We start from the raw sequence: 11,705 nt of genomic DNA, 5'->3' as shown, positions 1-11,705 counted from the left end.
CCCCTTCTCCTACAGCTCTTCTCATAATTTAGGTTTATAATTGGTTAGTAAAGGCCCCTGCCCATCAGGGGCTTTGCTGTTTTCAGGCCTTTTTGTTTTATCTATGATCTTCCTGACTTTTAAATCCAATAATGCTTTCGGTTTTTTGGCGTGCGCTCAGATCTTCAAATTCCTCATTGGTAATGGCTTTCATCTCTTTAAGCCAGCTTAAGGTTGATATTTTAACATCATAAGGAATGCTGCTATCAAAATGGCTGTATTTGTTTTTATAATAAGCACGAATGGCGGCATGTATCTCATCAATAAAAAGTAATACGGTTTGCTTGTCGGGTTTGGCGGCAAGCAGCTCTAAAACTTTTTGTCCGCCGCCCAGGTAAATGATCTCTTTATTGCGCTGGCTAAATGAGTATAGGCATAATGCAGCAAAGAAAATAAAGCCGAACATCCATAATATCAGTTCGGCCAGCGGGCCTTTGCTATACCAGGTTGTTACTAAAAGGTAGGTATCAAGCATAGTAAATACCAGGAAAGTGTAAAAGGACAGGTTGGCTGTTTTATCGGTTCGTTTTATGGTTTCAAAACCCAGCTCGCCAAGCTTTATAATGTATTCCATTTCATCTTTGATGGTCTTGGTGCGAATGGCGATATGGTCGGCCTCAATACTGATCTCTTTTTTGGAGGTCCAGCTTTTTTGGATTAATCGGTTAGTAGCCATAAGGTTCGGATTGGTTTAATAAAAATACTAAAAACAAACGTGGAATAAAATATGTACAGAAGTATCCCTGAAAAGCACTTTGATCATAACCCTGGAAATTGTATTGTAAATATTACTGTGTCATTTTAACACAATGTGTTTGATATCTAAATATTTATTATAAATTTGATACATTGCTAATTATCACAATCGATTGTGACTGAGCCCCCGATAGTTGCAATAAACACCAGTTAAAAACTAACCTAATAACATATATATGAAAAAAATCGTACTGATTGTTCTTGCAGCATGTTGTTGTATTTGTTTATCCTGTAATAAAAAACGCGTGGGCAAGCCCAGAGTATTAGTGTTTTCAAAAACTATGGGCTATCATCATGAATCTATTGATGCAGGTATAGCCGCCATTCAAAAAATGGGAGCAGCCAATAATTTTGATGTTGACACTACTAAAAATGCCGATTCGTTTACCGAGGATAACCTGAAAAAATATGCAGCTGTTATTTTTTTAAGTACTACCGGCGATGTGCTTGACTATAGGCAGGAAGCCGCTTTTGAACGTTACATACAAGCTGGCGGGGGCTACTTAGGCATACATGCTGCTACAGATACCGAGTACGATTGGGGTTGGTATGGCCGCCTTACCGGCGCCTGGTTTTTTGACCACCCGGGTATACATGATAAATACCCTAACGTACAAGAAGGCGTGTTTAACGTAGTTGATGGTAATAACCCGGCTACCAAACATCTGCCTAAAGTATGGAAACGAACAGATGAGTTTTACAGCTTTAAAAAAGCGTTGGATTCTACCATTCACGTATTGGTAACCATTGATGAAAAAAGCTATAACGGCGCTAAAAGAATGGGTTATCACCCAATGGTATGGTACCATGATTTTGACGGCGGTCGTTCTTTTTATATTGAGCCCGGACACACTAAAGAATCATACACCGAGGATAATTACCTGAAATTATTGTTAGGCGGTATTAAATACGCTATAGGTGATAACAATGACCTGGATTATTCCAAAGCAAAATCGCAGTTACCGCCAGATGAAGACCGCTTTAAAAAAACGCAGCTATCAACCGGTGAGTTCTTTGAACCAACTGAAATGACCATTCTGCCAAATTTTGATATCATGGTGATTCAGCGCCGCGGCGAGATCATGTTATACAAGCACGATACCCAAAAGGTAAAGCAGGTGGGCTTTTTTGATGTGTATTATAAGACACATACCCCCGGAGTAAACGCCGAAGAGGGAATGCTTGGCCTGGCCAAAGACCCAGATTTTGCCAAAAATAATTGGGTATATATTTATTACAGCCCGGCCGATAGCTCGGTTAACCGTTTGTCGAGGTTTACTTTTGCGAATGATACGCTGGATAAAAAAACCGAGAAAGTGATCCTTGAAGTAAAAGCCCAGCGCGAAATTTGCTGCCATACTGGTGGTTCAATAGCCTTTGGGCCGGGGCCTGATAAGCTATTGTTTTTTTCGGCGGGTGATAACTCTACTCCCTTTGATGAAAAAGGTCAGAAATACGTAACCAGTGGCTACGGTCCATTAGATGACAGGCCCGGTCACCTGCAGTTTGATGCCCGCCGTTCGGCCGGTAATACCAATGACCTGCGCGGAAAGATCATGCGTATCAAGGTTAATGATGATGGTACTTATAGTATTCCGGAAGGTAACCTTTTCCCGAAGGGCACACCTAAAACACGCCCGGAGATTTATGTTATGGGCGACAGGAATCCGTACAGGATCTCGGTAGATCAAAAAAACGGCAACCTGTACTGGGGCGAAGTAGGACCTGATGCGCATAATGATAGTTTGGACACGCGTGGCCCGATGGGTTATGATGAAGTAAACCAGGCACGTAAAGCGGGCAATTATGGCTGGCCATACTTTGTAGGCGATAACAAACCCTATCATTTGTATGACTACGCTACCGGCAAATACGGCCCGGCTTTTGATCCTAAGCACCCGATAAACAACTCACGTAATAATACCGGCTTAACAGATCTGCCGCCGGCTCAACCTGCGTTTATTTGGTATCCATACGGGCCTTCGGCTGATTTTCCACAGGTAGGTACGGGAGGCAGAAATGCGATGGCTGGCCCGGTGTATTACACCGATATGTTCCCGACCGAAACACGTTTGCCTGATTATTACAATGGCAAATTTTTAACGTACGATTGGATGCGCGGCTGGATCAAAGCAGTGAGCATGAAGCCTAACGGCGATTTTGATAAAATGGAGCCATTTTTTAACAAGCTGAAGGTAAATTCCATGATTGATATGGAAGTTGGTCCTGATGGCCGGCTATATGGTCTGGAATACGGCAGCGGCTGGTTTACGCATAATCCGGATGCAGGTTTGTTCCGCATTGATTATATAGCGGGCAACAGGCCACCTGATATCACGCAAATAAAAGTTGATAAAACATCAGGTCAACTGCCATTTACAGTTAAACTGAGCACTAAGGCAAAAGATCCTGAAGGAGATAAAATATCCTACACCTGGAACTTAGGTAATGGTGAAACCAAAGAGACCACAACACCAGAACTTACTTATACCTATAACAAAGTAGGTGATTATAAGATCATACTGGAAGCAAAAGATGATCAGGGCGCTGCTGATAAAACCATGCCTTTGAAAGTGTATGCCGGTAACGAGCAACCGCAGGTAAGCATTAAACTGAGTGGTGGCAACAAATCGTTCTATTTACCGGGCTTGCCTTTTAGCTATGCAGTTACAGTAACTGATGGTGTCAATACGCCTAAGGTTGATGCTAAACGCATTATGGTGAGTGTTGACTATATTAATGGTTACAAAAAGCCCGTATCGGCATCGCAATTGGAGCAAAGCGAGCCGGAAAACAGCGGCAAGGCCATTATGCTTACTATGGATTGCAAAAGCTGCCATAAAGAGGTCGGCAAATCAATAGGGCCTGCATTTATGGATGTATCTGCCAAATACAAAAAAGATCCGGATGCCATGACCAAGCTTACTCAAAAGGTAATAAAAGGCGGCGCAGGTGTTTGGGGCGAAACGGCTATGCCAGCCCACCCGGCTATTAAAAAAGGAGATGTTGACCAGATCATCACCTGGGTGCTGTCATTGGATAATAAAGAAGCAGAGAAGAAATCATTGCCAGCGGCAGGTAGCATTAATCCTGACCCAGGCAAGCAGCCTGCAAGTACCCTGGTGCTGTCTGCAAGATATACCGATGAGGGTGGAAATGATATTAAAGCTTTAACCGGACAGGGTGTAGTGGCTTTAAACAGCAATAACTATATGTTCTCGGGTACCGAAAAGGTTAATGGCTTTACCATGTTCAAATACAATGGCATTAACCTGGCCATCATGCCAACAAATGAGGGCTGGTTTGAGCTGAGCGGTATTGACCTGACTGGCGTGCGCTCTATAAACCTTACCCATTTCTGGCAGGCCGCCCCATCTATAGGCTTTAACTTTGAGGCCCATATTGATGCGGCTGATGGTAAACTGATAGGTAAAGGTAGTATGCCTGTGCCAACAAAAGATCAAAAATCGGGTATTACGCACTTAACTATTAGCCCGGTTGCTGATGGCCAGCTGCACAAAATTTACTTTGTATATAAACCTGTAAAAGCAGTAGCCATGCAGGCTGGTGTAACAGGTATACAGTTTAATGCCAAATAAAATGTTGTTGCAATACCAATAAAAAAAACCGGCAGGAATACCTGCCGGTTTTTTTTATCTGCTAAGACTATCAGCATTAAAATATTTTAAAACCAATGCTAAGTGCCCAAAGGTTTTGGCGTTTGGCAAAACTGTCGCTTATTTTAGTCAATCCACCTTCATAGCGTAAATCGGCAGTAATGGCGCCTATATCAACACCTGCGCCTACTTGGTAGCCTATATTGCTTTTGTTGAAGTTATCAATGGCTCCATTAATATTATCACCTAAATTTCCACTTTTATCAAGCTGGTAGGTGTAAATGGGGCCGCCCATTATACGGAAGTTAAGATCCTTTTCGCCAAATGATTTACCGATCAGTAATGGAACGTTCAGGTTAGTGAATCTTACCTTGCCGCTAAAGTTCTGATTGTTATCGCTCGACTCAAATTTACCGCCTGTTCCGCTCAAATAAAGCTCTGGCTGGAAATAAACGCTACCCCCAACACGGGCAAATAAACCAGCCTGGTAACCGGTTAGACTTGATTCTTTAATGTTGTCGGTACTGATTTTTGAAAAATTGACACCGCCTTTAATACCTAATGATACTTGTGCCTTTGCGCTGATGCTTACCGCTATCAGTAATATTGCGCCTAATAAATACTTTTTCATAATTTTTGATGTTGATGATGCCGCTTTGTACCTTTATTGGATTAAATAGCACAGCACGGCATATTTAAAATTTAGTTTATAAAACGGGTTTACACGTAAACCTTAATTGTATCTTAACAATTGACGAGCCAAAGTTTTAAATGTTGCCTGCAATGTATTTTTTATATTTTTGCTGAAAATAATTAATCATGGCTGAGATCAGTATCACAAACAAAGAGTGGGAGCGTGTTAAAATAAAGGTTCAACGCAAATACAATCACCTTACCGATGAACAATTACAGTACTCAGAAGGACAAGAAGAAGGCCTGATAACCAAGTTGATGGATCTGGTAAACCGCGACAGGAAGTATGTGGTTTTCACTTTGAAAAAAGCATTGGTAAATATTGATAATAACAGGCTGTAAATAAGGCATTGCCTTTAAATACTGCTAAGCTTTTTGTATTTTTATAGGCTAATGAAGAAATTGGGGTATGGTGATCAATAAAAGATACAAAAAGATAGGTTTAATTGCCGGTATCGCGTTACTGGCCGGTGGTGCGGTGGCTTTTAATGATGACCTTTTCCAGATATCAAAAAATCTGGATGTTTTTGCATCGGTGTACAAAGAGGTGAACATCAATTACGTTGATGATATCAACTCTGCCAAACTGGTAAAAACCGGCGTTGATGCCATGCTCGACGGACTTGATCCTTATACCGAGTTTGTTCCTGAATCGGAAATTGAAGATTATAAGCTGCATTATGTAAGCACACAATATGGCGGTATAGGTACCACCATATTTTTGCGTAACGGAAAAGTATTTATTTCTGATGTATTTGCAGGCTTCCCGGCCCAAAAAGCAGATATTCATCCGGGAGATCAGATCGTTAAAATAAATGACGTTGACCTTAATGGTAAAAACAACGAGCAGGTTAGCCTGCTGCTGAAAGGCTCAAAAGGTGCTCCTATAAAGCTGCTCATCAAACGCGACAATACACCGCAGCCATTTGAAAAAAATCTTGTTCGGGATGAGATCAAACAACCCAATGTATCTTACTTTGGAATGGTTGGCGGCAATATGGGTTACATTAAGCTTGATAAGTTTCTGGAAAACTCGGCCAGTGAAGTTACCAACGCCTTAGTGACCTTAAAAAAGAGCAATCCAAACGGTATCATACTTGATCTGCGCTCAAACGGAGGGGGAATATTGCAGGAAGCTGTGAAAATAGTGAACCTGTTTGTGCAAAAAGATGTGGAGATCGTGTCGCAAAAAGGAAAGATCAAGGATAAAAACTTTACTTATAGCACTGTTACCACACCGCTTGAGCCTAATTTGCCCTTAACTGTACTGGTTAACAGTCACTCTGCCTCGGCATCAGAAATTGTTGCCGGCTCGCTGCAGGATCTTGACCGGGCTATAATTATCGGGCAACGGAGCTATGGCAAGGGATTAGTGCAGCAAACATTTAATTTGCCGTATAACAGCCTGGTTAAAATCACAATTGCTAAATACTATGTGCCATCAGGTCGTTGCATACAGGCTTTAGATTACACGCACCGTAAGGATGATGGTAGCGTAGTAAAGGTAGCCGATTCATTGATACATGAGTTTAAAACCAAAAATGGCCGGTCGGTTTTTGATGGCAGCGGTATTTATCCGGATATATTTGTTAAACAGGAAAAATTTGCCAACGTGACCCAGGCCCTGGTGGGTAAGCTATTGATATTTGATTATGCTACTGTTTATCGTGACAATCACGCTAAAATTAGCGATTCCAAAGAATTTAGTCTTTCTGACCCTGAATACAACGATTTTGTAAAATATCTTACTGATAAAAACTATAACTACACCACAGCATCTGAAAAGTTACTTACAAGCCTTAAAACTGAAGCAACTAAAGAGAAACAGTTTAACGATATCCAGGCGGAGTACGATGTGCTTAAATCAAAGTTGCTGGTTAGTAAAAAGAACGACCTGCAGCAGCATAAGGCCGAAATAAAACAGGTGCTTGAAAACGAGATAGCCTCACGCTATTATTTTGAACGCGGCCGTTATGAGGTTAACTTTAAGTATGATAAGGAGCTGGCTACAGCTATCAAAACCATGCAGGATAAAGCCCAGATGGCATCAATACTCAAAGGCGAAGGCAACTATAAGGTAATTGGAAAACCTGTACTGGCTATGGCCGGTAAAAAAGATGCTGATAAGGATTCTACAGACGACGATCAGTAAGTCAATTAATTGTATACCATGTTGTTATAATGTTGTAACTAATTAGTTACCTGTATGAAGCAAATTATAGCTAAACTTTTGGCAATACTTGCTGTCATACAATGCAAATAACACACACAACATGAAAAAGATTATTTTAACAGCAGCCATTTTACTTAGCTGCTTAACCGTTCAAATAGCAAGCGCTCAAATAAGTTTAAGTATAAACATTGGCAGTCAGCCAGACTGGGGGCCCACTGGTTATGATCATGCAGATTATTATTACATGCCTGATATCGACTCTTATTATGACATTAACGCCCATCAATATGTTTACCTGAATAATAATGTATGGGTACACACCGTATCATTACCACCGCGTTACGCTAATTATGATGTATATCATGGTTATAAGGTAGTAGTAAATCAGCCGACTCCGTGGATCCATAACGATGTGATCAGACAAAAATATGCTTCATACAAAGGACGTCGTGATCAAACCATTATCCGCGATAGCAAGGATGTTAAATACCGTAACCACTGGACCGGAAATAATAATAACCGTGGACAAGGCCGTAGGGTGGTAGTTCACAAAACTAAGGTTGTTCACAGGGATAATCATGATAACCACGATGATCATCATGATAACCGCGGCGAAGGTCACCGTAATTAATTTATATTTAAAATTTTGACATAACCGGCTCAGCAGCAATGCTGAGCCGGTTTTTTTATAGTATAGCTTAAAATTGGGGATATAAAACCACGGAAAAAATTTAAACTTTTTGCGATAATTGCTGTCATACCTTCAAACAATGCTACTGATAATGGGAATTTGATCCTGCATTTGTAAGCTGGTAACACTTAAAAAACTACTAATGAAAAAGCTCATTTTATCGGCAGCAATATTACTCGGCTGCTTAACTGTTAAAACCGCCAGTGCTCAGGTAGGCGTAAGTCTGGGTATCAACATTGGCAGCCAGCCTGCCTGGGGCCCTGTTGGGTACGATTACGCTAATTACTACTACATGCCCGATATTGATACTTATTATGATGTGCCAACACACCAATATGTATACTTTGATAATAACGTATGGGTACATCGTGCTTATCTGCCTGTACGCTATCGTCATTATAACCTGTACAGCGGCTATAAGGTGGTTATAAACGACAGAAACCCCTGGTTAAGGCATGATGTATACCGTGTGCGTTACGCGGGCTACAGAGGCCGCCACGATCAGGTAATTATACGTAACAGTCACGATGCACGATATGCGCATTATTGGAGGGGCAATTATGGCCGAAGAGTATCATACGGTCGTCCTGGCGGTCATTATGCTGTAAACCACGGTAACTGGAATCATGGGCATGGAGGCAACTGGGGTGGCCACGGAAATGGAAACCATAATTGGGGCCACGGTGGTGGCGATCATGGTAATCATGGTCATGGAGGAGGCCACGGTCATCATTAATAATTGTTATTGCAAAACAAAAGCGGCTTCCTTGTTTGGGAAGCCGCTTTTGTTTTATAGGTTATATAGCTTATTAAGCCATAGTTTCTTCGTGACGTTTTATCTTCCTTTTCTCAACAAGGCCAGCTACCACAATACTCACTTCGTAAAGTACAAACAGCGGTATACTTACAACGGTCATAGTCAACATATCAGGTGTTGGTGTTACAACCGCTGCTATGATCAGGATAATTACAATAGCATACCTGCGGGTTTCGCGCATGAATTTAGGAGTTAAAATACCTAAGTTCGATAATATGTATACCAAAATTGGCAATTGAAATACTAAGCCTGTTGCCAGTGTTAACGTAGCAACAGATGATAAATAGGAGTCTACTGTAAACTTATTTTCGATCTGATCACTTACACTGAAGCCAGATAAAAAGTTAATAGACATGGGTGTTATCACGTAATAACCAAATAAAACCCCAAGGAAAAAGAGCATACAAGCATAAAATACAAAGCCTGTAGCTGCTTTACGTTCCTTTTCATGAAGGGCTGGCTTTATAAAGCGCCAAATTTCCCAGATTAGATAAGGTATACCCAGTGTTATACCTATTATTAATGCCGAGTTAATTTCCAAGGTAAACTGACCTGCCATTTCTGTATTGATTAGATGTACATTAATCTTATCAATACAAAAGCCTGAACGGTGTAAAGCCGCACCAATTTCGCATAACATACGATATGTCCAGAAAGTGGGCCGGCTTGGGCCCATGATCACGGTATCAAATATCCAGTCGTAAAAATAAAATACAACACAGGTAAATACTACAATGGCTATGGAAGCCCGCACTAAATGCCACCTTAAAGCTTCTAAATGATCGAAGAAAGACATTTCTGCCTCCATCGTTTTACCCTTGTCTTTTATCGCTTTAATTAACTTGTTCTCGCTCATTGTTTATATGGATACCGCTGTTTAAACGCTCTGTAATACTAAGTACGTTTTATTTTGTGAAGATAGTTTGAATTTATTTTAAAATTCAAAGGTTTCCATAAACTTGGTAGTAAAGTTGCCTGCGCGGAAGTTTGGATCCTGCAATAACCTCAGGTGAAAAGGTATAGTTGTTTTTACACCTTCAATCACAAACTCGCTTAATGCGCGTTCCATAGTACTTAAAGCCTCATCACGGGTTTGGGCCACGCAAATCACCTTGGCTATCATAGAATCATAGTTAGGCGGAATTACATAACCTGTGTACACGTGGGTATCTATACGCACACCGTGACCACCAGGTGAGTGGAAGTTGGTTATTTTACCCGGTGATGGGCGGAATTGGTTAAACGGATCTTCGGCATTAATACGGCACTCAATGGCATGCATGGTTGGTTCGTAATTTTTACCGGAAATAGGAATACCGGCGGCAACCTTGATCTGTTCTTTGATCAGGTCAAAGTTAATTACCTCTTCGGTAACCGGGTGCTCTACTTGTATACGGGTATTCATTTCCATGAAGTAGAAATTACGGTCTTTGTCAACCAAAAACTCTACTGTACCGGCACCTTCATATTTAACAGCTTTAGCGCCTTTGATGGCAGCTTCGCCCATTTTTTTACGAAGTTTTTCGGTCATGAAAGGTGAAGGTGATTCTTCAACCAATTTCTGGTGACGACGTTGAATAGAACAGTCGCGTTCAGACAGATGGCATACTTTACCATATTGATCACCTACCACCTGAATTTCAATGTGGCGAGGGTCCTGAACATATTTTTCAAGGTAAAGGCCATCGTTACCAAAGGCGGCACCTGATTCGGCACGGGCAGAATCCCAGGCGTTCTCAAACTCTTCATCTTTCCAAACAATACGCATACCACGGCCACCACCACCGGCAGTAGCTTTTAATATAACAGGATAGCCTATTTTATTAGCAATGGAAATACCTTGTTTTACATCTGTCAGCAGACCCTCTGACCCCGGCACAATAGGTACACCGGCTTTTTTCATAGTGTCTTTTGCAGATGCCTTATCGCCCATCTGGTTAATTTGCTCGGCAGTGGCACCTATAAATTTGATACCATAATCGGCGCATATGGCCGAGAATTTCGCATTTTCAGACAAAAAGCCATAACCTGGGTGTATGGCATCGGCATTGGTTAATTCGGCAGCCGAAATAATATTGGGAATGCTCAGGTATGAGTCGCGGCTTGGTGGCGGGCCTATACAAACAGCTTCATCAGCAAAACGTACATGAAGGCTATCGCGGTCGGCAGTTGAATATACAGCTACGGTTTTAATACCCATCTCTTTACAGGTACGGATAATACGCAAGGCGATCTCGCCCCGGTTAGCTATTAATATTTTTTTAAACATGATTTTTTTGATATGCAGATGTGCAAATGTGCAAAAATGCAGATGAAAATATTAATGATTGATGTTCAATTGTGTTAACTGCAAATGTGCAAACGAGTTGAAATCATCTGCACATCTGAAATTCACATATCTGCACATCTATTAAATAGGTTCTACTAAAAATAAAGGTTGGTCGTACTCTACCGGCGATGCATTGTCAACCAATACTTTTATAACACGGCCTGAAATTTCTGATTCAATTTCATTGAATAATTTCATAGCCTCAATGATACAAACAACAGAGCCTGATTTTATTTCGTCGCCAACGTTAACAAATAATGGTTTGTCGGGACTTGAAGAGCGGTAAAAAGTGCCTATCATCGGCGATTTGATAGTAAGATAATTTGACGCGGCCGGTTCAGCTGCTGCTGTTGGAGCAACTGGTGCTGCAGGTGCCGCTGCTACCGGAGCAGGAGGCAATATAGCCGGTGCTGTTTGTGCCGGTATGCTGGCATGAATAACCTGAGGCTGTGTCTCATTGGTTTTTATCGTAATCTTAAAATCTTTTTGCTCAATTGACACTTCGTTTACGCCCGATTTTGAAACAAAACGAATTAGGTCCTGAATTTGTTTAATATCCATACTTAGGGATTGATTGTTTTTGGATAAAA

The 11,705-nt window shown here is 41.2% G+C and carries 10 protein-coding genes; 5 read left to right on the top strand and 5 right to left on the bottom strand.

Annotated elements, in window-relative coordinates; translation table 11 throughout:
- Positions 1-97: 97 nt before the first annotated feature.
- A complete protein-coding gene (locus AAGC65_RS21345; RefSeq protein ID WP_343114489.1) occupies positions 98-715 on the bottom strand; it encodes a hypothetical protein in 618 nt (205 codons plus the stop codon).
- A 256-nt stretch (positions 716-971) separates the two neighbouring features.
- On the opposite strand from AAGC65_RS21345, the gene AAGC65_RS21340 reads away from it, so the two are divergent.
- Positions 972-4,394: a ThuA domain-containing protein gene (locus AAGC65_RS21340; protein ID WP_343114488.1), complete on the top strand. Its 3,423-nt coding sequence runs from the start codon at positions 972-974 to the stop codon at positions 4,392-4,394.
- Positions 4,395-4,470: 76 nt separating this feature from the next.
- On the opposite strand, the gene AAGC65_RS21335 is transcribed toward AAGC65_RS21340, so the two are convergent.
- Positions 4,471-5,043 (bottom strand): porin family protein, encoded by a 573-nt coding sequence (locus AAGC65_RS21335; protein WP_343114487.1) that lies wholly within the window; start codon positions 5,041-5,043, stop codon positions 4,471-4,473.
- A gap of 188 nt (positions 5,044-5,231) precedes the next feature.
- Here AAGC65_RS21335 and AAGC65_RS21330 point away from each other — a divergent pair, with 188 nt between their 5' ends.
- The 4 genes from AAGC65_RS21330 to AAGC65_RS21315 all read left to right on the top strand — a co-directional run bounded on the left by AAGC65_RS21330 (position 5,232) and on the right by AAGC65_RS21315 (position 8,705).
- The gene (locus tag AAGC65_RS21330; RefSeq protein ID WP_343114486.1) at positions 5,232-5,447 is read left to right on the top strand and encodes a hypothetical protein; all 216 of its coding nucleotides are present in this window, start codon (positions 5,232-5,234) and stop codon (positions 5,445-5,447) included.
- Positions 5,448-5,514: 67 nt separating this feature from the next.
- The gene (locus AAGC65_RS21325; RefSeq protein WP_343114485.1) at positions 5,515-7,257 is read left to right on the top strand and encodes a S41 family peptidase; all 1,743 of its coding nucleotides are present in this window, start codon (positions 5,515-5,517) and stop codon (positions 7,255-7,257) included.
- A 121-nt stretch (positions 7,258-7,378) separates the two neighbouring features.
- The gene (locus tag AAGC65_RS21320) at positions 7,379-7,909 is read left to right on the top strand and encodes a hypothetical protein (protein WP_343114484.1); all 531 of its coding nucleotides are present in this window, start codon (positions 7,379-7,381) and stop codon (positions 7,907-7,909) included.
- A 202-nt stretch (positions 7,910-8,111) separates the two neighbouring features.
- Positions 8,112-8,705 (top strand): hypothetical protein, encoded by a 594-nt coding sequence (locus AAGC65_RS21315; RefSeq protein WP_343114483.1) that lies wholly within the window; start codon positions 8,112-8,114, stop codon positions 8,703-8,705.
- 73 nt (positions 8,706-8,778) lie between these two features.
- Here AAGC65_RS21315 and tatC read toward each other — a convergent pair whose 3' ends face one another.
- The 3 genes from tatC to accB all read right to left on the bottom strand — a co-directional run bounded on the left by tatC (position 8,779) and on the right by accB (position 11,676).
- A complete protein-coding gene (tatC, locus tag AAGC65_RS21310) occupies positions 8,779-9,642 on the bottom strand; it encodes a twin-arginine translocase subunit TatC (protein ID WP_343114482.1) in 864 nt (287 codons plus the stop codon).
- A gap of 78 nt (positions 9,643-9,720) precedes the next feature.
- Positions 9,721-11,055, bottom strand: a complete 1,335-nt coding sequence (gene accC / locus AAGC65_RS21305; protein ID WP_343114481.1) for an acetyl-CoA carboxylase biotin carboxylase subunit — start codon at positions 11,053-11,055, stop codon at positions 9,721-9,723.
- Between the two features lie 141 nt (positions 11,056-11,196).
- Positions 11,197-11,676: an acetyl-CoA carboxylase biotin carboxyl carrier protein gene (accB, locus tag AAGC65_RS21300; RefSeq protein WP_343114490.1), complete on the bottom strand. Its 480-nt coding sequence runs from the start codon at positions 11,674-11,676 to the stop codon at positions 11,197-11,199.
- Between the last annotated feature and the right edge of the window lie 29 nt (positions 11,677-11,705).

Source organism: Mucilaginibacter sp., assembly GCF_039207105.1.
Lineage (GTDB): Bacteria > Bacteroidota > Bacteroidia > Sphingobacteriales > Sphingobacteriaceae > Mucilaginibacter.
The sequence above is the reverse complement of the archived record's forward strand: the minus strand, read 5'-3'. Positions and strand labels throughout refer to the sequence as shown.